Genomic DNA, 20,797 nt, shown 5'->3' on the forward strand with positions numbered 1-20,797 from the left:
GTCCGCGGCGGGCGTCTGCGCCCCGGCGGCCGGACATCGCCCGGAGCCCAACCGGCGACGCCGAAGACGGGCAAGAAGGACGGCGTCGTCCACCACAAGCGCCTCGGCGCACTCGACAAGCACCCCTGCATCCGCCTGGACGGCGACTCCCGGGTCCCCGGCCGCGGCAAGCTGCTGACCCGCTCACCACGGGTGTCACTCGGCGAGCAGCCGGCGCAGCCAGTCCAGGTGGGCCGCGCGGGCCGACCTGGACAGCGCGGCCTGCGGTGCGAAGCCGTCGAAGCCGTGGAAACCGCCCGGCCAGACATGCAGTTCCGCGACCCCGCCGGCCTGCCAGATCCGGGAGGCGTAGGCGACGACCTCGTCCCGGAACGTCTCGGCGGAGCCCACGTCGAGAAAGGCCGGCGGCAGCCCGGACAGGTCCTCGGCCCGGGCGGGCGCCGCGTACGGGGAGACGTCCGGGCCGCCGCGCCGCTCGCCGAGCAGGGCCGTCCACCCGGTCTCGTTGGCCGTGCGGTCCCAGACGCCGAGGCCTGCCATCTGATGGCTGGAGGGGGTGTCGTTGCGGTCGTCCAGCATCGGGCACATCAGCAACTGGCCGAGCGGTCGGGGCCCTTGACGGTCGCGCAGCAGCAGGGCGAGCGCGGCACCGAGGCCGCCGCCCGCGCTGGCCCCGGCGAGCACGATCCGCTCGGGGTCCGCACCCAGTTCCGAGGCGTGCTCCGCCGTCCACAGCAGACCGGCGTACACGTCGTCGACGGGTGCCGGATGCGGGTGCTCGGGCGCCAGTCGGTACTCCACGGACACCACGACCATGTCCAGTTCCCGCGCCCAGTCCAGGGCCACGTCCACGCCGACCCGGTTGTTGCCGAGGACCATCCCGCCGCCGTGCACGTGATAGACGACCGCACGCGGGCGCTCCGGAGCCGGCGAGGTGGGCCGGCAGATCAGCAGCGAGATCTCGGGGGAGCCCAGGGGCCCCGGCACCGTCCGGTCCTCGACCTCGAAGGCCCCGCCCAGGGTCAGGTCCAGTTCGGCCAGCAGGGCGATCCCCGGCCCCTGACGGACGGCTTCGATGTCCTCGGGGGCCAGCCCCGGCTGGATCATCTCCCGGATGAGTTCCAGGGCGGCGCCGAGTTCGGGGTCGAAGGGCGGCGGTGCGGACGTCATGGGCTTCTCCTCACGCGGAGCGCGGTTGCGCGGCGGCTCGTGCGGCCCATGATCGGCGCACCCGCCGCCCGTCCGGGCACCGCCGTACGGCGGGAGCTGCCCGCCGTACGGCGGGTGGCAGCCATGCCCCCGCTCCGCAGCTTGCCAGGTCATGACCTTCTGTTCACCTCTGCGGGGTGGAAAGCGGCAGCCGTGGCCGACAACGATTTTCACCCCCGCACAGGTACCAGGAGTGACCACCGTGAACGTCTCGCTCTCCGTCTGGCTGCTGACCGTCGCGGCGCTGTGCGCGCTCGTCGCCGCCGACTTCTTCATCGGCCGCAAACCGCACGACGTCTCGGTCCGCGAGGCCGGGACCTGGACCGTCGTCTGGGTCGTCCTCGCCTGTCTGTTCGGCCTCGGTGTGTTCCTCTTCGGGGGCGGCAGACCGACGGGGGAGTTCTTCGCGGGCTACATCACCGAGAAGTCGCTGAGCGTGGACAACCTCTTCGTGTTCGTCCTGATCATGGGCAAGTTCGCGGTGCCCTCGCAGTACCAGCAACGGGTGCTGATGGTGGGCGTGCTGGTGGCCCTCGTGCTGCGCGCGCTGTTCATCGCCGCGGGCGCGGCGATCATCTCGACGTTCTCCTGGGTGTTCTACCTCTTCGGAGCCTTCCTGATCTGGACGGCGTGGAAGCTGATCCAGGATGCCAAGAAGGGCGGGCACGAGGAGGAGTACGAGGAGAGCAAGCTGCTGAAGGCCGTCGAGAAGCGTTTCGGCGTCGCCGACCGCTATCACGGCACGAAGCTGTGGATCGAGCAGAACGGCAAGCGGGTCATGACCCCGATGCTGGTCGTCATGCTCGCGATCGGCTCCACCGACGTGCTGTTCGCGCTCGACTCGATCCCCGCCATCTACGGGCTGACCGAGGACCCGTACATCGTGTTCACCGCCAACGCCTTCGCGCTGATGGGCCTGCGGCAGCTGTACTTCCTCATCGGCGGCCTGCTGAAGAAGCTGGTCCACCTCAGCTACGGCCTGTCGGTCATCCTCGGCTTCATCGGCGTCAAGCTGGTGCTGCACGCGCTGCACGAGTCCGGGGTGCACGTGCCCGAGATCGGCATCCCCTTCTCGCTCGGCTTCATCGTGCTCGTCCTCGCGGTCACGACCTTCACGAGCCTGCGGGCCTCCGCGCGACAGGAGCGACAGGAGCGACAGGAGGGGCAGGGGCGGCAGGACGGGCCGGCGCGGGACGGCTCTACGGTGTAGGCGCGGCGTCCGCGCGCATCATCACGCAGTCGAACTCGATCACCCGTCCCGTGGTCGCCTCGCGCGTCACGGGATACATGCCGGTGATGCCGAACCCGGCGGCCTCGTACACCGCGACGGCCTCGCCCATGCCGGGACTGCCCTCGTACAGCTTCAGCACCGCGACCTCGGACTGCATCCCCACGAACTCCGCGATCCGCTCCCCGGCCCCGGCGAACACCTCGAGGTCGTAGCCCTGGGTGTCCATCTTCAGGTAGGGGCGCGGATCGGCGAGGCCGTCCAGTGCCTCGGTCATGACCTCGTCCAGCCGGCGGACGCGGATCTCCTCGGTGTCGGCCTTCGCGAACCTGCTGTAGCGGCCCTTGCCGTAGTCGCTGGCCGGCAGCAGGGAGTTCATCGTCTTCCAGCCGACGTGGATCTCGGCCGTCGTCTCCTCGCGGCCCAGTCCGCACCGGTAGACATGCCAGTCGGGGTCGTCCGCCGCGGCCTTCTCGAGCCGGGCGAACGTCTCCGAGGTGGGCTCGAAGGACGCGATCCGGCCGGTGTAGCCGAGTTTCCGCAGCCGCCTGGCGTACTGGCCGTTGTTGGCGCCGACGTCGAAGACGCAGTTCACGCCGTAGAGCTCCAGCATCGCGGCCACGTGCTGGGTGCAGAGGTACTCGGCGGCCGCCAGCTGGAGTCTGCGCTCGTCCCGCCCGCCCGGGGTCTCCATCAGGAGCAGCGCGCCGGTGTCGCCCAGCCGCACGGCGTCGCCCTCGGAGACCTCGGACCGTGCCGCGTCCCGGGTTCGCCGCAGCACCCAGGTGTCCTTGTCCGCGCCGGTCACCCGGTACGCGCCGCCGCGTCGCGAGACCACCGCCGTCCCCGGTCCGAGGTCGGTCACCTGGACGCCGATACGGGGCATCAGGCCGAGCAGTCGTCGATAGAGGGTCTGCATCTGCCCAGCCCTATCAGACGCGACGGGAGGCGGTCTGCGGGTTGAACGAGATTCGCCGATCGGATTACCGGACGGAGATACGCGGGCCGGTCCGGCCGGTGTCCCTTGACTTCGAGAGCGCTCCAAGGTCTAGCGTCACCGGGGCCGCTGAACGGCGAGGAAGACCGTGGGACCGGACGATCGGAGACGGACATGCGTGTGGGCGTGCACATCAACCAGTTCGGCAACGCGGGGGGTGCGCCCGCGCTGGGCGCCGAGCTCGCCGCGGCCGGTGCCGCCGCCGAGGCGGCCGGGGTGAGCCGGCTGTCGGTGATGGACCACTACTTCCAGATGGAGTTCAACGGCGGCGCCGAGGCCCCCATGCTGGAGGCCTACGCGACGCTGGCGTACCTCGCCGCCCACACCTCCACGGTCAGGCTCGGCGCGCTGGTCACCGGCGTGACCTACCGGCACCCCGGACTGCTCGCCAAGATCGCCACCACACTCGACGTGCTGTCCGGCGGACGGGCCTCGCTGGGTATCGGAGCGGCCTGGTACGACCGTGAGCACGAGGGGCTCGGCGTGGCGTTCCCGTCGACGGCCGAGCGGTTCGAGCGGCTGGAGGAGGCCTTGCGCGTCTGCCTGCGGATGTGGGACCCGGACGACAACGGGCCGTTCGAGGGCGAGCACTACCGCCTGGCCGAGACCCTGTGCGTGCCCGCCCCGGTCAGCTCCCCGCACCCGGAGATCCTGATCGGCGGCGGAGGCGAGCGCAAGACGCTGCGGCTGGTCGCCCGGTACGCGGACGCCTGCAACCTCTTCGCCTCGACCCCCGAGGAGGTCCGGCACAAGCTGGACGTCCTGCGCGGGCACTGCGAGGCGGAGCGGCGCGACTACGACACCGTCCTGAAGACGATCACCTACTCCGGCGACGCCGCGGACGAGGGTGATCTGGACGGCCTCCTGCGTGACCTCACCGGTTACACCAAGCTGGGCATCGACACGGTGATCCTCGCGCCGCGCCTGGGGGAGACGGCGGGCTGGATCGAACGTTTCGTGGCCCCCGCCGTGCTGCGGCTGGCCGAGCTGGACTGACCGGAGCCGGGATCGTGCACGTCGGGATCGTGCACGCCGGGGTAGCGCACGCCAGGGGCGTGTACGCCGCGCACGCCGGGGGGCGCGTACGACGAAAAGGGGCCCGGAAACCGCTCCGGACCCCTTCATCCCCCACGTCGTGCTGTCTCGCCCGTCAGGCGGTCGGGGCGGTCAGGCGGCCGCGACCTCGCCCGCGTGGCCGTGCAGACGGGCCACGACCTCGGTCAGCTGGGCGGCGACCTCGGCGTCGTCCACCGGGTGGGTCTCGGCGAAGCGGGTCAGCGAGCCCGGGATGGAGAGCTTGAGGTCCTCGATGACCTTGCCGCCGGCGATGCCCACGGCCTTGCGGGCCTCGTCCTGCGCCCACACGCCGCCGAACTGGCCGAACGCGGTGCCGACCACGGCGACGGGCTTGCCGCCGAAGGCGCCGGCGCCGTACGGGCGGGACAGCCAGTCGATGGCGTTCTTCAGGACGGCCGGGATGGTGCCGTTGTACTCGGGGGAGAAGAGCAGGAAGGCGTCGGCGGCCTGGGCGGCCGCACGCAGCTTGGCGGCGGCGGCCGGGACGCTGCCCTCGACGTCGAGGTCCTCGTTGTAGAAGGGGATCTCGGCCAGGCCCTCGAAGAGGTCGACGGTGGCGCCCTCGGGAGCGACCTTGACGGCCGCCTCGGCGAGCTGGCGGTTGGTCGAACCGGCGCGAAGGCTGCCGACGAGCGCGAGGATGCGGACAGACATGGGTACTCCCAGGGGCTGAAACATTGCCGTTACGAATCCGGACCGAGGTCCGTTTAAATGTTCTAGCATCCTAACCGGACCGCGGTCCAGTTTCATTCCCGATGCTTTACGCTGAGTTCATGTCCGCCGTTCTGCCTCCCTGTCCGGAGCCCGAGGAGAGCCTGACCGAGCCCGAGCTGCTGCATCTGGGGCCGGCCGGCGACGAGCCGTGTCTGCGCGCCGACGCGGCCCGCAACCGGGCCAGGCTGCTGGACGCCGCCGCCCGGCTGATCGCCGAGCACGGCGCCGCCGGGGTCACGATGGAAGCGGTGGCGAGCGCGGCGAACGTGGGCAAGGGCACGGTGTTCCGGCGCTTCGGCGACCGCACCGGGCTGCTGACCGCGCTCCTGGACCACTCGGAGCGGAACTTCCAGGCCGCGTTCCTGAGCGGTCCCCCGCCGCTGGGGCCGGGCGCGGAGCCCGTGGAGCGACTGCGGGCGTTCGGCGTCGCCATGCTCAGGCGGGCCGTGGACGAACTGGACCTTCAGCTGGCGGCCGAGCCCGGACCGGACCGCCGGTACTCCGTGCCGCCGCGCCGTGTCCACCACAGCCACCTGGTACTGCTGCTGCGCCAGGCCCTGCCCGACGCGGACGTCGAACTGCTGGCCCACACGCTGATGGGGTACCTCAACCCGGTCCTCGTCCACCACCTCACCCGGCAGTGCGGCATGCCGGCGGCGCGGTTGGAGGCCGGCTGGAGCGAACTGGTCGACCGGGTGACCAGCGGTGTGCCGAGCGGGACGCCGGTCAGGGCTGCGCAGTGAAGAGATCGACGACGGCCTGCGGGGCGTCCTCGGCGAAGAGGGTCACGCCGCTGTGGGCTGAGTCGGCCGCGGACGCCGCGCTGCGCGGGAACAGCTTCTCCTCGTAGGCGGCCAGCGCGGCCTCGCGCTCTCCCGGGTGCGCGGCCAGGGCCAGGCCCAGTTCGGCGCCGTCCAGCATCGCGAGGTTGGCGCCCTCGCCCGCGAACGGCGACATCAGATGGGCGGCGTCGCCGAGCAGGGTGACGCCGGGGACGCGGTCCCAGCGGTGGCCGACCGGCAGGGCGTGGATCAGGCGCGGCACCAGTGGTCCGTCGGCATCCGCGACCAGCGCCCGCAGGCTCTTGTCCCAGTCCGCGAAGTGCTCCAGAACGTGACCCCTGGCCGCCTCGGTGTCGCCGAAGTCGACGCTGTCCGCCCAGTCCTCGGCGACCCGCAGGGCGGTGTAGACGTGCAGGCTGCCGTCGGGCTCGCGGTGCGCGAGGAAGCCCTTGCCGGGGCCGAGCGCGAGGAGGAACCCGCCGCCGACCACCCCGGCGCTCACCGGATGGCTTACGTCCGCTTCCAGCAGGTCCGTCTCCACGAACGACACGCCCGTGTACGCGGGCCGGGCGTCGGAGAGCAGCGGGCGGATCCGTGACCAGGCTCCGTCGGCGCCGACCAGCAGGTCCGTGGTGAAGGCGGAGCCGTCCTCGAGACGCACCTCGTGCCGCCCCTCGCCCAGCGGACGCGCACCGGTGATCTTCGTGCCCCAGCGGACCGTTCCCTCGGGCAGTGAGTGCAGCAGCAGGTCGCGCAGGGCGCCCCGGTCGACCTCGGGGCGCTCGCCGGCCCCGTCGTCGGCGCCCTCGAAGCGGACCACCGCGTCCTTGTCGAGGACCCGGGTGGCCTGGCCGCCGGGCAGGACCAGCGTCCGGAACTCCTCGTGCAGTCCGGCGGCGCGCAGCGCCTCCTGGCCGGAGTCCAGGTGGATGTCGAGCATGCCGCCCTGTGTCCGGGCGCCGGGGGAGGCGTCCAGGTCGAAGACGGCCGCCTCGACGCCGTGCACGTGCAGCACTCGGGCGAGGGTGAGGCCGCCGAGTCCGGCGCCGATGATCGCTACGGGGTGATGCATGGGTCCTCCTGTGGTCGTCATTCGGGTACGGCGGTCCGCTCGATGCCGCCGATCAGCGCCTGGAGCCCCCAGGAGAGGCGGGCTTCGGGCGGACCCGAGAGCAGCGGTCCGGCGAGGCCGGCGATGTGCGGGTGGGTCCGCTCCGACGCCTCCTGCACCGCGTGCCGCAGGGCGTCCCAGTCCTCCTGGGAGGCCTCGTCGGTGTGTTCGGCGGCCGTCGCGGTGGCGTGCTGGAGCAGCAGGTCGACGCCCCACGCGGCCTGTGCGGGCGGCACCCCGCCCTCGTCGAGCAGGGCCAGCAGGGTCTCGATCAGGTCCAGGTAGTGCGGGCCGCTGGGCCGGGCGGTGAGCGCGGAGCGGGCGAGGTCCGGGTAGGCGAAGAGCATCTCGGTGTACGAGGTGAGCACCCTCTCGAGCCGCTCGCGCCAGCTCCCCGCGGCCGGAACGGTCCCGACCGTGCCCAGCAGCTCGTCGAGCACGGCCGCGTGCAGCTCCGCCGTGTTGCGGACGTACACGTACAGGGAGGCCGGGCCGGTGTCGAGCTCCTCGGCCAGGCGCCGCATGGTCAGCTTCCGCAGGCCTTCGGCGCGCAGCACCGCGAGGGCGGCGGCCACGATGCCCTCCCTGGTCAGAGCGGGCTTGGCCGGGCGCTCACGGCGACTGCGCGGGGTGTCGGGGCGTGCTGTCATGTCTTTACCGTACCGAACATGTTCGGTACGAACAAGTACGTCACGAACATGTTCGTTGACGGCTCATCGGATTTCGGTGTCCCCCGCCCGGAGGGCCGCTCACAGCTTCTGCCAAGATGCCGTACGTCATGGTGCAGATACCGAACACGCCCGCGCCGACGAAGTCGCCGGCGCCGCGCCCCGTGCCCACGAGCGCCGACGTGGCCCGCCTGGCCGGCGTCTCGCGCGCGACCGTCTCCTACGTCCTGAACAACGCCAGTGCCGTACGCATCAGCGAGCCCACCCGCCGCCGCGTGCACGATGCCGCCAAGGAACTCGGGTACGTGCCGCACGCGGCCGCCCGTACCCTGCGGGCCGGACACAGCCGCATGGTCCTGATGCCCACCCTGCCCGTCCCGGCGGGCCCCCTCTACTCCCAGTTCGTGCACGACTTCCAGGGGGCGCTGAGCCGCCTCGACTACACCGTCGTCCAGTACGGCGCCACCGGTCTGCGCGGTGACGACGCCGCCCGGGCCTGGGCCGAACTGCGGCCCGTCGCCGTGCTGGTGCCCAGCCCCGGCGTCGGCCCGGAGGGGGTCGCCGTACTGAAGAGGTCCGGCGCCCGGGCCGTGGTGACCCTCGGTCCCGAGGCGGTCGAGGGCGCCCGAGCGCTGCTCCTGGACCACGCCGACGTCGGCCGTAGCGCCGCCATGCATCTGTACGCCCGCGGCCGCCGCCGGATCGGGGTGGTCGTCCCGGCCGAGCGCGGCATGGAGATGTTCGCCGCGCCCCGCCTGGCCGGCTCCCGCGAGGCGCTGCACGGCACGGACGCCACCGTCACCGAGCTGTCCCTGGCCTACACGGAGGAGTCCGCGGCCGCCCTCGCCGCCCGCTGGCCCGTCCTCGGTCTCGACGCCGTCTTCGCCTACAACGACGAGTACGCCATGCTGCTGATGCGCGCCCTTCAGGAGGCGGGCGTGCGCGTCCCCGAGGACGTCGCCGTCATCGGCGCCGACGACCTGATGCTCGGGCGGCTGCTGCGGCCCCGGCTCAGCACCGTGCGGATCGCGCTGCCCTCCGGCCGCGACCTCGCCTCGCTGGTCGACCGGGCGGTGCGCAGCCCCGCGGCCGCCCCCGAGTCGCACGAACCGTTCGGAGCCACCGTGGTGCAGCGCGACTCCAGCTGAACTACGGTCGCAGGGGAGGCGTGCCATGCGTGCGACGGTCGGCATCATCGGCGGCGGCCCCGCGGGACTGCTGCTCGCCCGGCTGCTGCACCGCGCGGGAGTCGACTGCGTGGTCCTGGAGAGCAGGGCCAGGCAGTACGTGGAGCGGCGCCAGCGTGCCGGAATGCTGGAGCAGGGCACGGTCGACGCCCTGCGCGAGGCGGGCGCCGCCGACCGGCTCGACACCGAGGGCCTGGTGCACCACGGCATCGAGCTGCGTTTCGACCGTGAACGCCACCATCTCGACTTCCCCGTCCTCACCGGCGGCCGCACGGTCACGATCTACGCCCAGACGGAGATCGTGAAGGATCTCGTCGCGCTTCAACTCGCCGACGGGCCGCCCCTGTTGTTCGAGGCGGCGGCGCTCGCCGTGGAGAAGCCGCTGAGCGGGTCGCCCGTCGTGCGGTTCCTGCACGAGGGCCGTGAACAGACCCTCTCCTGTGACTGGGTCGTCGGCTGCGACGGTTCGCACGGTGTCGCCCGCGACGCCTTCCCGGCCGCCGCGGGCCGGACGTACACCCACGACTATCCGTACTCCTGGCTCGGTGTCCTCGCCGAAGTGCCGCCCTCCTGCGAGGAGTTGATCTACGCACGCCATGAACGCGGCTTCGCCCTGCACAGCATGCGTTCGCCGCGGATCTCCCGGCTCTACCTCCAAGTCCCCAACGGCACCCGCCTGCTCGAGTGGCCCGACGACCGGATCTGGGACGAACTCGCCGCCCGCTTCGCCGTCGACGCCGACTGGACGCTGCGCCCCGGCCCGATCATCAGCAAGTCCGTGACGCCGATGCGCAGCCTCGTCCACGAGCCGATGCGGCACGGTCGGCTGCTGCTCGCCGGGGACGCCGCCCACATCGTCCCGCCGACCGGCGCCAAGGGGCTCAACCTCGCCGTCTCGGACGTACGGCTGCTCGGCGGCGCCTTCGCCGAACTGCGCGCCACCGGGTCCACGAGGCTGCTGGACGGGTACTCGGATCTTTGTCTGCGACGTGTGTGGCAGGCGACCCGCTTTTCCGACGACATGACTAGGATGTTGCACGCTCAACCAGATGGAGATGCGTTCGACCATCGGATGCAGCTCGCCCGGCTGCGCCGGATCACCGCATCCCGCCACGCCGCCGCCGAACTGGCGGCCAACTACACGGGACTTCCCCTCCCCCTGTGAGAGCCGCGAGTCCCGCGGGTCACCGATCGGAGAGCCTTCATGCCGCTGCTCGACCCCAAGAACTGGCAGTCCCGCACCTTGTCGGGCCCCCGGTACACCGTGACCGAGCCCGCCACCGGCGACCCGCTGGGCACCGTCGACCTGGCGGGCGCCGCGGACGTCGGTCCCGCCGCCGAGGCCGCCCGCGCCGCGCAGACCGAGTGGGCCCGGCTGCCCCACTTCGTACGCGCCGGTGTGCTGCGCAAAGCCGGCGACCTGTTCGCCGCACACGCCGACGAACTGCGCGAGTGGATCGTCCGCGAGTCCGGATCCATACCCGGCAAGGCCGACTTCGAGCTGCACGTCGCCGCCCAGGAGTGCTACGAGGCCGCAGCCCTCGCCTCCCGCCCGGCCGGACAGGTCCTGCCCAGCGAGGCGCCCCGGCTGTCGTACACCCGGCGGGTGCCCGTCGGCGTCGTCGGCGTGATCTCCCCGTTCAACGCCCCGCTGATCCTGTCGATCCGGTCCGTCGCGCCCGCCCTCGCGCTCGGCAACGCGGTCGTCCTCAAGCCGGACCCGCGTACGGCGGTGTGCGGTGGACTGGCCCTGGCCGCGGTCTTCGCGGAGGCCGGCCTGCCCGAGAACCTCCTGCACATCCTCCCGGGCGGCGCCGAGACCGGTGCGGCCCTGGTCGCCGACCCGCGTGTGCCGGTGATCTCCTTCACCGGCTCCACCGGCGCCGGCCGCGCGGTCGGCGAGGCCGCCGGCCGCCACCTCAAGCGGGCCCACCTGGAACTCGGCGGCAACTCCGCCCTGATCGTGCTGGAGGACGCCGACCTGGACGCGGTGATCTCCACCGCGGCCTGGGGTTCCTTCTTCCACCAGGGCCAGATCTGCATGACCACCGGGCGCCACCTGGTGCACGCCTCCCTCTACGAGGAGTACGTGGAGCGACTCGCGGCGAAGGCCGACGCCCTCGCCGTCGGCGACCCGCACCGCGCGCAGGTCCACCTCGGCCCGCTCATCGACGACGGCCAGCTCGCCAAGGTGCACGGCCTGGTGGAGGCCAGTACCGCGGCCGGCGCCAAGCTCGCCGCGGGCGGCAGGCACGAGGAGCTCTTCTACCGGCCGACCGTCCTCGCGGGCGTCGACGACGACACCCCCGCCTACGCGGAGGAGGTCTTCGGCCCGGTGGCCCCCGTCCGCGCCTTCAGCACCCTGGACGAGGCGGCGGATCTGGCCGCGCGCAGCTCCTACGGCCTCTCGCTCGGCATCGTCACCCGGGACGCCGCCCGCGGTCTCGACCTCGCCGAACGCGTCCCGACCGGCATCGTGCACATCAACGACCAGACGGTGAACGACGAGGCCGTGGCGCCCTTCGGCGGGGTCGCCGCCTCCGGCACCGGCGCCCGCTTCGGCGGCGAGGCCAACCTCGAGGCCTTCACCGACGTGCGCTGGACGACGGTGCGCGCGGACGTGGCGCCGTACCCCTTCTGAGTACTCCCGTGCCGGGGACTCCTGTTCCGGGGACTCCCGGGTCTACTCGGCCTGGGCGGCCGGGGAGCCGTCGGCCCCGGCCTTGGCCTGCTCTTCCTCGATCGACTTGCGGACCTCGTCCATGTCCAGCTTGCGCGCCTGTCCGATGACGTCCGTGAGGGCGGCCTCGGGCAGGGCGCCCGGCTGTGCGAACACGGCGACCCGGTCCCGCACGATCATCAGCGTCGGGATCGACTGGATACCGAAGGCCGCGGCCAGCTCCGGCTGCGCCTCGGTGTCGACCTTGCCGAACACCAGGTCCGGGTTCTCCTGCGCGGCCTTGTCGTAGACCGGGGCGAACTGACGGCACGGGCCGCACCAGGACGCCCAGAAGTCGATCAGGACGAAGTCGTTGTCGGTGACCGTCTGGTCGAAGTTCTCCTTGGTGAGCTCCACGGTGCTGCTCATGGCGTGATTCCTCTTCCCGGTGCTTCCTGTCAGGGCTCCCCTGACATGGGGTGAAACCGTCCGCGACAACACGGCCGGCCCGACGCGTATTCCGCGCCCCTACCCGTGTGGCCTCCCGGCACACCACCCACCAGACTGACCCCATGACGGAAACGGAAACCAACCTGTACGACGTGGTTGTGCTCGGAGCCGGGCCCGTGGGGGAGAACGTCGCCGACCGCACCCGTGCGGCCGGCCTCACCACCGCGGTCGTGGAGAGTGAACTGGTCGGCGGCGAGTGCTCGTACTGGGCCTGCATGCCCAGCAAGGCCCTGCTGCGCCCGGTGATCGCCCGCGCGGACGCCCGCAGGCTGCCCGGCCTGCGCGAGGCGGTGCAAGGCCCGCTGGACACGGCGGCGGTCCTCGCCCGCCGCAACTGGTTCACCGGCGACTGGACGGACGACGGTCAGGTCGACTGGATCAAGAGCATCGGCGCGGACCTCTATCGCGGCCACGGGAGACTGACCGGCCCGCGCACGGTGACGGTCGGGGACAAGGTGCTCACGGCCCGCCACGCGGTCGTCGTCGCCACCGGGACCCGCGCCGCACTGCCCGACCTGCCGGGCCTCGCCGAGGTCAGGCCCTGGACGAGCCGGGAGGCGACCAGCGCCCAGTCCGCGCCCGGCCGGCTCGTCGTGGTCGGCGGGGGAGTCGTCGCGACCGAGATGGCCACCGCCTGGCAGGCCCTCGGCTCGCACGTCACCCTGCTCGTGCGGGGCAAGGGCCTGCTCGACCGGATGGAGCCGTTCGCGGGCGAACTGGTCGCCGAGGCGCTCACCGAGGCCGGCGCGGACGTGCGCACGGGCACCTCGGTGGCGTCGGTGACCCGCTCCGACGGTACCGTCGTGGTCGTCACCGACACCGGCGAGCGCATCGAGGCCGACGAGATCCTCTTCGCCGTCGGCCGCGCCCCGCGCACCGACGACATCGGCCTGGACACGGTCGGCCTGGCACCCGGCTCCTGGCTCACCGTCGACGACAGCCTGCGCGTCACCGGCACCGACTGGCTCTACGGGGTGGGCGACGTCAACCACCGGGCCCTCCTCACCCACCAGGGCAAGTACCAGGCCCGGATCGCGGGCGCCGCCATCGCCGCCCGCGCCGCCGGGACGCCCCTGACCCAGACCGACCCGTGGAGCGCCCACGCCGCCACGGCCGACCACGAGTCCGTCCCCCAGGTCGTCTTCACCGACCCGGAGGCGGCCGCCGTCGGACTCTCGCTCGCCGAGGCGGAACAGGCCGGACACCGGGTGCGGGCCGTCGACGTCGACATGTCGTCGGTGGCCGGAGCGGGGCTGTACGCCGAGGGCTACAAGGGCCGCGCCCGGATGGTCGTCGACGTGGAGCAGGAGATCCTGCGCGGCGTCACCTTCGTCGGCCCGGGTGTCGGCGAGCTGATCCACTCGGCGACGATCGCGGTCGCCGGCCAGGTCCCGCTCGCCCGGCTGTGGCACGCCGTCCCGTCCTACCCGACGCTCAGCGAGGTGTGGCTGCGGCTGCTGGAGGCCTACCGGGACAACTGAGGGAACCGGGCCTACCGGCCTGCCCCTCAGGGGAGTTCGAACCCCAGCGCCCTCGCGGCCGGCTCCGCCGTCGGCTGCGTCCAGCGTTCGAGCACGGCCTGGTTGGCCGAGAGCGAGCGCGGTTCGGCCCGGTCGAGGTAGAGCAGACCGTCGAGGTGGTCCGTCTCGTGCTGGACGATACGGGCGGGCCAGCCGCCGAACACCTCGTCCAGCGGCCGGCCGTGCTCGTCCGCACCCGTGAGCCGCACCTCGGCGTGCCGGGCCACCACCGCCTGGTAGCCCGGCACGCTCAGGCAGCCCTCGAAGAAGGCGGCACGGGCCGAACCGACCGGCTCGTACGACGGGTTGACCAGGACCCGGAACGGCTGGGGCACCCGGCCGCGGGCCAGCCGCACCTCTTCCGGCACCGGCGCCGGGTCCTCGATGACGGCGATCCGCAGCTCCACACCGACCTGCGGGGCGGCGAGGCCGACGCCCGGCGCCGCGTGCATGGTCACGCGCAGGGCCTCGACGAACCGGGCCAGCAGAGCGGGGTCGAGCTGGCCCTCGTAGCGCGGTGTGCCCGTCCGCAGGATCGGGTCTCCGGCCGCGACGATGGGCAACGGGCCGCCGGGGGCGAGGAGTTCCTCGATCCGTTCGGCAAGGGGCGCGCGGGGACTGGGAGATGCCATCGGGCCAGCATGCCACGACCGCATGGCATGTGACTCACGTCACTCGAAGTGGCGGGAACTCGGCGCCGTCCGCCGCCGACTACTGGTGCGTCACGGCTGAAAAACGTCCCCCGGGCCGCTGACCCCGACCCACTCCTCCTGCCCCCGGAGAAGCCCCACCATGTCCACCGCTCCCCCGACAACCACGGACGAGGCCCCGCAAGCAGCGGCCCCCGCGCCGAAGTCCCGCGGTCCGTGGGCCCCGCTGCGCCCGCTGATACTGCGTCTGCACTTCTACGCCGGCGTGTTCGTGGCGCCGTTCCTGCTGGTCGCCGCAGCCACCGGGTTCCTCTACGCCGGCGCGTTCCAGGCCGAGAAGCTCGTGTACTCCCACGAGATGACCGTGCCGGTCGGCGACGCGTCGCTGTCGATGTCCGAGCAGGTGGACGCCGCCCGCAAGGCCTACCCCGAGGGTACGGTTTCGGCCGTCCGCCCGTCGCCGGAGGACGACGCCACGACCCGGGTGATGCTGTCCGGCGTCAAGGGCGTCGACGCCACCCACACCCTCGCCGTGTTCGTCGACCCGTACACGGGCAAGGTGCGCGGCGCGCTGGAGCAGTACGGCTCCACCGGCGCGCTGCCGCTGCGCACCTGGATCGACGAGTTCCACCGCGATCTGCACCTCGGCGAGAACGGCCGCCTCTACAGCGAACTCGCCGCCAGCTGGCTGTGGGTGATCGCGGGCGGCGGTCTGGTGCTCTGGTTCTCCCGGCGGCGCGCCCTGCGCAAGGTCCGCGGCACCGCCGGACGGCGCCGCACGCTGGGTCTGCACGGCACCGTCGGCGTGTGGGCCGCCGCCGGCTTCATCTTCCTGTCCGCGACCGGACTGACCTGGTCCACCTATGCGGGCGCCAACATCGACGTACTGCGCACCTCGCTCGGCCAGGCCACCCCGTCGGTCTCGGCGGCCGCGAGCGGCGGCGAGCACGCCGGTCACGACACGGCCTCCGGCGCGGGCGGGGACGGCGAGCACGGCGTCGGCCTCGACGAGATCCTGGCCGCCGCGCGGGCCGAGGGCCTGGGCGACCCGGTCGAGATCGTCCCGCCCGCGGACGCCTCCTCCGCGTACGTGGTCAAGCAGGTGCAGCGCAGCTGGCCCGAGAAGCAGGACGCGGTGGCGATCGACCCGGCCACCGGCGAGGTCACCGACGTGCTGCGGTTCGACGACTACCCGCTGCTCGCCAAGCTGACCCGCTGGGGCATCGACCTGCACACCGGCGTCCTGTTCGGCCTGGTCAACCAGCTCGCGCTGATGCTTCTCGCGGGGTCCCTGATCCTGCTGATCGTGTGGGGATACCGCATGTGGTGGCAGCGCGGCCGCGGTTCCGCCTTCGGCCGGCCCATCCCGCGCGGCGCCTGGGCGCAGGTCCCGCCGTACGTCCTCGTCCCGCTGATGGCGGCGGTCGCCGTGGTCGCCTACTTCGTCCCGCTCCTCGGCATCCCGCTGGCCGGCTTCCTGGTCGTGGACGTCGTCCTCGGCGAGATCGCGCACCGGCGGGGGCGGCGGGCGGCTGCCTGAGCGAGCCTGTGCACGACGAGCGGCCCGGCGGCAGAAGTCACCGCCGGGCCGCTCGTCGTCCCGGGCTCAGGCCTCGGGGAAGTCCCCGGCCAGCGCCGCGGCGAGCCGCAGGTGCGGTCCCGCCTCCGTGTGCCGCCCCTGTCGCTCCAGGGTGCGGCCCAGCATCAGCCGGGCGTAGTGCTCCACCGGGTCCCGCTCGACGATGAGCCGCAACTCGGTCTCGGCGCGGAGCAGTTGGGCCGAGTGGTAGTAGGCGCGGGCCAGCAGCAGCCGCGGTCCGGTCTGCTCCGGCACCTCCTCGACCAGCCCGACCAGCACCCGCGCGGCGGCGGCGTACTCCTTCGCGGCGAAGAACAGCTGCGCCCGCTCCCACCGCTCGGCCGGCGTTCCGTGGGCGTAGTAGGCGGTGTTGTCGGTCGTCTCGTATGTGGTGTCCACTCGTGCCTCCTTCGAGGCCGACAACCGGGCATGGTGGTTGAATATTCCACTACCTGGAGGGGGGCGTGGGTGCGCTACCGAGCCGCGCGGGTCAGCTCCGCCAGCTCCGCCTCGGCCCGCTCGGTGACGCGGGCGAGGACGCGGCCGGTGGCCGCCAGGTCCTCCGGCGGGATCCCGGCATAGATCCGGGCCGAGATCTCGCCCGTCTCGGCGCCGACGACGGCGAACAGCTCACGCCCGGCGTCCGTGGGCCGGACCAGAGGGCCGTCGGCCGCCAGCAGCCCTGCGGCGAGCAGCCCGTCGACGGTGGCGTGTACGTCCGCCGCTTCGGTCTTGAGTGCGTCGGTCACCCGCTCGACGAGCGCGCCGCGTTCCAGCGGTCCGTCGGCGGTGACGGCCGCCCGCAGGGTGATCTGCTCCTGGAAGGTGGCGCCGTGCCGTGCCAGGACTCGCTCCAGGACGGCGCGGCCCGCGTAGTGGGCCAGCCCTATGGTGCGGCCGCCGACGGGCGGTGCGGTGTCGGTCATCGTCACTCCTGCGTTCTCTCGTCGGTGAGGTCGAGCGGTACGTCGAGCAGAAGGGCCAGTTCGCCGGTGAGCGCGCGGGTTCGCGGGCTCTTCAGGCCGCCGAGCGGTTCCAACAGCTGCTCCAGCAGCCCCTGGACCACCTTGACGGCCCGCTGTGTCACGTCCTGGCCCCGCTCGGTCAGAGCGAGCTGTACGGCGCGCGGGTCGCGGGGATCCCGGGTGCGCTCGATCAGGCCGGCGGACTCCAGGGCGCGCGCCAGCTTGGAGACATAGAGCGGCTCGAGGCCGGTGTGGTCGGCGAGACGCCGCTGGCTGGGTCGTTCGCCGCCTCGCTGCATCCCGTACAGCGAGGCGACCAGCGAGTACTGGGCGTGGGTGAGGCCGAGCGGGGCCACCGCCCGGTCCACGGCCACGCGCCACTTCGTCGACAGCCGCCACACCAGAAACCCGGGCGTCGCCCCTTCGGGACCCTTGCGCTCACTCATGGTCGATAGAGTACATGGCTACTATGTCCATGGCTACTTAATCTCTGCTGCTGCGTCGGGAGTGACACGAGAGTCGGGAAACCGGGTTTGCTGCGACTTGCGCCGAAGCAGGCTCAGGGGGATGCGTCCGGCTCGAACGAAGAAGCGAAGGTGTGCGGCGTGTTCCGCTCGGACCGCGAGTCGGGACACGTCGGTCGACGTCGACTGCGCCACCCACCGGCGCCGCGTCCCGGACCGCCCCGACCGGCATGGCCGTGCACGTTCCGGCACCTGGACCGGGTTCGTCGGCCATCGTCGCCAGCAGCTCAGTGGAGGAACCCGTGACCGTCGTACCCATGACCGAGATCGACATGTTCGCGACCTCGGATCAGCGCACCCGCTACGAGCAGTACCGGCACCTGCGCGAGCTGGGCGCCGTCGTCCGGCTGCGCGAACCGGACGTGTACGCGGTCACGCGCTACGACGAGGTGAAGGCCGCGCTGGCCGATCACGCCGCTTTCATCTCCGGCGAGGGCGTGGGATTCAACCCGGTCGTGAACCAGATGATGCGGGGCGTCACCCTCGTCAGCGACCCGCCGGAGCACGACGTGCTGCGCTCCGTCGTCGGGGCCGGACTGCGTCCCCGCGCTCTGCGCGGTCGCGGTGAGGAGGTCGCCCGGAAGGCGCGGGACCTCGTCGACGAAGTCGTCGCCAGGGGCGAGATCGACGGCGTCGCCGAGCTGGCCCAGGCGATGCCGATGGCGGTCATCCCCGACTTCCTCGGACTGCCCGAACGCAACCGGGAGCACCTCTACGAGTGGGGGCAGGTGGGCAACGACCTGCTCGGTCCGGTCACGGAACGCACCCCGCACAACCTGGAGATGACGCGGCGCCTGTTCGAGTTCGCCCACGAACTCGCGGCCGACAGGGAACTCGCGCCGGGAAGCCCCGGTGCCGCCATGCTCGAAGCGGCCGATCAGGGTGTCATTCCCCAGGAGAAGTGCCCGCTCCTCCTCGTGGACTTCATCGGACCGTCGCTGGAGACCACGGCCGCGGCGATCGGCCATTTCCTCGTCGTCTTCGCCGAGCGTCCGGACCAGTGGGCCGCGCTGCGCGCCGAGCCCGGGCTCGTGGCTTCGACGATCAACGAGCTGCTCAGATTCGAGAGTCCCCTGCGGGGCCTCACCCGCGTCGCGGCGCGCGACACGGAGCTCGGCGGGGTGACGATCCCGCAGGGCGCGCGGGTGTGGACCCTCTTCGCCTCGGCGAACCGTGACGAACGCAAGTGGGAGCGCGCGGACGAGTTCGACCTCCGCCGCAATCCGCTGGACCACCTCGGATTCGGATACGGAGCGCACAGCTGTGTCGGACAGGGCGCGGCCCGCCTCGAACTGAACACCCTGATCCACGCGCTTCTCGAGGCCGTCGAGCGCATCGAACTCACCGGCGATCCGGTGATCGCGGAGAACACGCTGCTCAACACCTACGCCGAGATCCCCGTCCGACTTGTCGCGAGAAAGTGACCCGACACCCATCGACACCCGTGAGCTGGTGCGGCCGGGAGCGGAACGCGTTCAAGGCTGCCCGAGCGGTGGTGTCGGCGTGGCCCTGCCCTTCACCTTGATCCGGCACGACGCGGACGTGGCGCGCCGAGCGTTTCGTCCAGCGCCGGGATGTCACCACCCACCCTCCTTGGCCATTTCCAGGGCCTCGAAGACCGTGAGCGCGTCGCGGAGGGCGGCGACGTCGTGGGTGCGGATGTAGTCGGCCCCGCTGCGCGCGGCGTACAGCTCCGCCGCCAGGGTGGCCGGGCCGATCTCGGGAAGAGCGCTCCCCGTGAGCGTCCGCAGAAAGGACTTCCGGGACGGGGAGACCAGCACCGGTACGTCGAAGCGTGCTTTCAGCCGTTCCAGATGGGCCAGGGTCCGCAGCGACGGTTCGGGACCGCTGCCCAGGAAGTAGCCCAGCCCCGGGTCGATGACCAGCCTGTCGTGACGGACGCCTGCCGTCTCCAGTGCTGCCAGGCGCTCGGCGAAGAACTCCTCGATGCCCCTGCACACTTCCGTGGGATCGGTCCGTACCTTGGTCGCGGGGCCGTGACGTTGTACGGAGTGCATGACGATGAGCCGGCAGTCGGTGTCCGCGAGCTCCTCGTACCGGGCGGGCTCGCCGAATCCCTGGATGTCGTTGAGATACCTGGCGCCACGCGCGGCGGCGAACCGCTGCGTCGCGGGCTGAAAGGAGTCGACCGACACCGGAATACCCTCGGCGACCAGCTGATCGACGACGTCGGCCAGCCGCCCCATCTCCTCGTCCGCGGTCACCCTCTGGGCCCCCGGATGGCTCGCGGCAGGCCCGAGTTCGATGACGTCGGCCCCGTCCGAGCGCAGCCGGCGCGCGTGCGTCACCGCGGCTTGCGCGGTCAGGAATCGGTTCCCGTCCGAGAACGAATCCGCGGTGATATTGACGATCCCGACCAGCGAAGGCCGACGGATTCCCACCGGTGAGGGAGTCGCGCGCTCATCCATGGAGCTCGAGGTTCTGATAGATCTCGGCCGTCACCGTCGAGAAGTTCATGGTCATGAAATGCAGTCCGGGAGCCTCTTCGGCAAGCAGGCGGCGGCACATCTCGGTCGCATGGTCGATGCCGAGTGCTCTGACCGCTTTGGGGTCTTCCTGCACGGCGAGCATGCGCTCGGCCAGTCGGGCCGGGACGGCGGCGGTGGAGAGAGTGGGAATGCGTCGCAGTGAGCGGATGGTGGTGACCGGCATGATCTCCGGGATGATCGGCGTCTCACAGCCGGCCGCCGTCACACGGTCGCGGAAGCGCAGGTAGTCCTCGACGTCGAAGAACATCTGGGTGACGGCATAGTCCGCTCCGGCCCGGCACTTGGCGACGAAATGGCGGATGTCGCTGTCCCGGTCGGAGGAACGCGGGTGCATCTCGGGGAAAGCGGCGACGCCGACGCAGAAGTTCCCGGACTCCCTGATCAGGCTGACCAGTTCGGCCGCGTACCGGATACCCGACGGATGCCTGGTCCAGGGGCCGAGCGGGTCACCGGGCGGGTCTCCGCGCAGAGCGAGAATGTTGCGCACGCCCTGGTCGGCGTAGTGGCCGAGAATGTTGCGCAGCTCGGCGACGCTGTGGTCGACCGCGGTGAGGTGGGCGACAGGGGTGAGGGTGGTCTCCTGGGCGATCCGCCCGGTGATGTCGACGGTCCGGCCTCGCGTCGAGCCGCCGGCACCGTACGTCACGGAGACGAAAGCGGGCGACAGGGCCTCCAGCCGGCGGATCGCGGTCCAGAGTCCGGCTTCGGCCGCCGCGTCGCGAGGCGGCATGAATTCGAACGAGTAGGAGCGGCCACCTCGTGCGAGGAGGTCGCGAATGGATACTGCGCTGTCTGCTCTTGTGCTGGGGATACCGAGCGCCATGTGAACAAGCCGTCCGATCGTCGCAGTTCGTGGACTGTCGACCTGCTGATGCTGTCTCCGATGCCGATGCCGATGCCGGGGGAG

At 71.9% G+C, this 20,797-nt stretch carries 21 protein-coding genes; 9 read left to right on the top strand and 12 right to left on the bottom strand.

What is annotated here, in order from left to right; translation table 11 throughout:
- Positions 1 to 195: 195 nt before the first annotated feature.
- Entirely contained in the window at positions 196 to 1,170 is a 975-nt protein-coding gene (locus G9272_RS39325; RefSeq protein ID WP_171400986.1) for an alpha/beta hydrolase, read from the bottom strand.
- A gap of 241 nt (positions 1,171 to 1,411) precedes the next feature.
- On the opposite strand from G9272_RS39325, the gene G9272_RS39330 reads away from it, so the two are divergent.
- Positions 1,412 to 2,419, top strand: coding sequence for a TerC family protein (locus G9272_RS39330; protein ID WP_171402364.1), 1,008 nt, complete (start codon positions 1,412 to 1,414; stop codon positions 2,417 to 2,419).
- Here the strand turns inward: G9272_RS39330 and G9272_RS39335 are convergent.
- Positions 2,409 to 3,356, bottom strand: coding sequence for an FkbM family methyltransferase (locus tag G9272_RS39335; RefSeq protein ID WP_171400987.1), 948 nt, complete (start codon positions 3,354 to 3,356; stop codon positions 2,409 to 2,411). The genes G9272_RS39330 and G9272_RS39335 overlap by 11 nt on opposite strands.
- Positions 3,357 to 3,548: 192 nt before the next feature.
- Here G9272_RS39335 and G9272_RS39340 point away from each other — a divergent pair, with 192 nt between their 5' ends.
- Positions 3,549 to 4,430 carry an LLM class F420-dependent oxidoreductase gene (locus G9272_RS39340; RefSeq protein ID WP_171400988.1) on the top strand — a complete coding sequence of 294 codons (882 nt, stop codon included), beginning with the start codon at positions 3,549 to 3,551 and terminating at the stop codon, positions 4,428 to 4,430.
- A 171-nt stretch (positions 4,431 to 4,601) separates the two neighbouring features.
- On the opposite strand, the gene G9272_RS39345 is transcribed toward G9272_RS39340, so the two are convergent.
- Positions 4,602 to 5,165, bottom strand: a complete 564-nt coding sequence (locus G9272_RS39345) for an NAD(P)H-dependent oxidoreductase (protein ID WP_057604119.1) — start codon at positions 5,163 to 5,165, stop codon at positions 4,602 to 4,604.
- A gap of 101 nt (positions 5,166 to 5,266) precedes the next feature.
- Here G9272_RS39345 and G9272_RS39350 point away from each other — a divergent pair, with 101 nt between their 5' ends.
- Entirely contained in the window at positions 5,267 to 5,968 is a 702-nt protein-coding gene (locus G9272_RS39350; protein ID WP_171400989.1) for a TetR/AcrR family transcriptional regulator, read from the top strand.
- Here the strand turns inward: G9272_RS39350 and G9272_RS39355 are convergent.
- The gene (locus G9272_RS39355) at positions 5,952 to 7,079 is read right to left on the bottom strand and encodes an FAD-dependent oxidoreductase (RefSeq protein ID WP_437184342.1); all 1,128 of its coding nucleotides are present in this window, start codon (positions 7,077 to 7,079) and stop codon (positions 5,952 to 5,954) included. The two genes, G9272_RS39350 and G9272_RS39355, sit on opposite strands and share 17 nt — an antisense overlap.
- 17 nt (positions 7,080 to 7,096) lie before the next feature.
- Complete coding sequence (locus tag G9272_RS39360; RefSeq protein WP_171400991.1) at positions 7,097 to 7,768, bottom strand: TetR/AcrR family transcriptional regulator; 672 nt, start codon at positions 7,766 to 7,768, stop codon at positions 7,097 to 7,099.
- Between the two features lie 116 nt (positions 7,769 to 7,884).
- Between G9272_RS39360 and G9272_RS39365 the strand changes: the two genes are divergently transcribed.
- Genes G9272_RS39365 through G9272_RS39375 form a run of 3 tightly spaced genes read left to right on the top strand, consistent with a single transcriptional unit; the run spans position 7,885 to position 11,614 of the window.
- Positions 7,885 to 8,934 carry a LacI family DNA-binding transcriptional regulator gene (locus G9272_RS39365; RefSeq protein WP_171400992.1) on the top strand — a complete coding sequence of 350 codons (1,050 nt, stop codon included), beginning with the start codon at positions 7,885 to 7,887 and terminating at the stop codon, positions 8,932 to 8,934.
- 25 nt (positions 8,935 to 8,959) lie between these two features.
- On the top strand, positions 8,960 to 10,138 hold the full coding sequence (locus tag G9272_RS39370; RefSeq protein ID WP_171400993.1) for a 4-hydroxybenzoate 3-monooxygenase: 1,179 nt from the start codon (positions 8,960 to 8,962) through the stop codon (positions 10,136 to 10,138).
- A gap of 39 nt (positions 10,139 to 10,177) precedes the next feature.
- A complete protein-coding gene (locus G9272_RS39375) occupies positions 10,178 to 11,614 on the top strand; it encodes an aldehyde dehydrogenase family protein (RefSeq protein WP_171400994.1) in 1,437 nt (478 codons plus the stop codon).
- A 42-nt stretch (positions 11,615 to 11,656) separates the two neighbouring features.
- Here the strand turns inward: G9272_RS39375 and trxA are convergent, their stop codons facing one another.
- Positions 11,657 to 12,061 (bottom strand): thioredoxin, encoded by a 405-nt coding sequence (gene trxA / locus G9272_RS39380; protein WP_171400995.1) that lies wholly within the window; start codon positions 12,059 to 12,061, stop codon positions 11,657 to 11,659.
- A 143-nt stretch (positions 12,062 to 12,204) separates the two neighbouring features.
- On the opposite strand from trxA, the gene G9272_RS39385 reads away from it, so the two are divergent.
- Positions 12,205 to 13,623, top strand: a complete 1,419-nt coding sequence (locus tag G9272_RS39385; RefSeq protein ID WP_171400996.1) for a dihydrolipoyl dehydrogenase family protein — start codon at positions 12,205 to 12,207, stop codon at positions 13,621 to 13,623.
- A 26-nt stretch (positions 13,624 to 13,649) separates the two neighbouring features.
- Here G9272_RS39385 and G9272_RS39390 read toward each other — a convergent pair whose 3' ends face one another.
- Complete coding sequence (locus G9272_RS39390; RefSeq protein ID WP_171400997.1) at positions 13,650 to 14,294, bottom strand: peptide deformylase; 645 nt, start codon at positions 14,292 to 14,294, stop codon at positions 13,650 to 13,652.
- A 160-nt stretch (positions 14,295 to 14,454) separates the two neighbouring features.
- Between G9272_RS39390 and G9272_RS39395 the strand changes: the two genes are divergently transcribed.
- On the top strand, positions 14,455 to 15,852 hold the full coding sequence (locus G9272_RS39395; RefSeq protein WP_171400998.1) for a PepSY-associated TM helix domain-containing protein: 1,398 nt from the start codon (positions 14,455 to 14,457) through the stop codon (positions 15,850 to 15,852).
- 66 nt (positions 15,853 to 15,918) lie between these two features.
- On the opposite strand, the gene G9272_RS39400 is transcribed toward G9272_RS39395, so the two are convergent.
- From G9272_RS39400 to G9272_RS39410, 3 genes are all read right to left on the bottom strand, one after another.
- Positions 15,919 to 16,290, bottom strand: coding sequence for a tetratricopeptide repeat protein (locus G9272_RS39400; RefSeq protein WP_171400999.1), 372 nt, complete (start codon positions 16,288 to 16,290; stop codon positions 15,919 to 15,921).
- 74 nt (positions 16,291 to 16,364) lie between these two features.
- A complete protein-coding gene (locus G9272_RS39405) occupies positions 16,365 to 16,817 on the bottom strand; it encodes a MarR family transcriptional regulator (protein WP_171401000.1) in 453 nt (150 codons plus the stop codon).
- Positions 16,818 to 16,819: 2 nt separating this feature from the next.
- Positions 16,820 to 17,302, bottom strand: coding sequence for a MarR family winged helix-turn-helix transcriptional regulator (locus tag G9272_RS39410; protein WP_171401001.1), 483 nt, complete (start codon positions 17,300 to 17,302; stop codon positions 16,820 to 16,822).
- 320 nt (positions 17,303 to 17,622) lie between these two features.
- Between G9272_RS39410 and G9272_RS39415 the strand changes: the two genes are divergently transcribed.
- Positions 17,623 to 18,804 carry a cytochrome P450 gene (locus G9272_RS39415; RefSeq protein ID WP_171401002.1) on the top strand — a complete coding sequence of 394 codons (1,182 nt, stop codon included), beginning with the start codon at positions 17,623 to 17,625 and terminating at the stop codon, positions 18,802 to 18,804.
- Positions 18,805 to 18,957: 153 nt separating this feature from the next.
- On the opposite strand, the gene folP is transcribed toward G9272_RS39415, so the two are convergent.
- Together folP and metF are read right to left on the bottom strand one after the other, a co-directional pair.
- The gene (gene folP, locus G9272_RS39420) at positions 18,958 to 19,809 is read right to left on the bottom strand and encodes a dihydropteroate synthase (RefSeq protein ID WP_171401003.1); all 852 of its coding nucleotides are present in this window, start codon (positions 19,807 to 19,809) and stop codon (positions 18,958 to 18,960) included.
- The gene (gene metF, locus G9272_RS39425) at positions 19,802 to 20,713 is read right to left on the bottom strand and encodes a methylenetetrahydrofolate reductase [NAD(P)H] (RefSeq protein ID WP_171401004.1); all 912 of its coding nucleotides are present in this window, start codon (positions 20,711 to 20,713) and stop codon (positions 19,802 to 19,804) included. Before metF ends, folP begins: the two co-directional genes overlap by 8 nt.
- Positions 20,714 to 20,797 lie beyond the last annotated feature (84 nt).

It is taken from the genome of Streptomyces asoensis, from assembly GCF_013085465.1.
In the GTDB taxonomy this organism is placed as follows: Bacteria; Actinomycetota; Actinomycetes; order Streptomycetales; family Streptomycetaceae; genus Streptomyces; species Streptomyces cacaoi_A.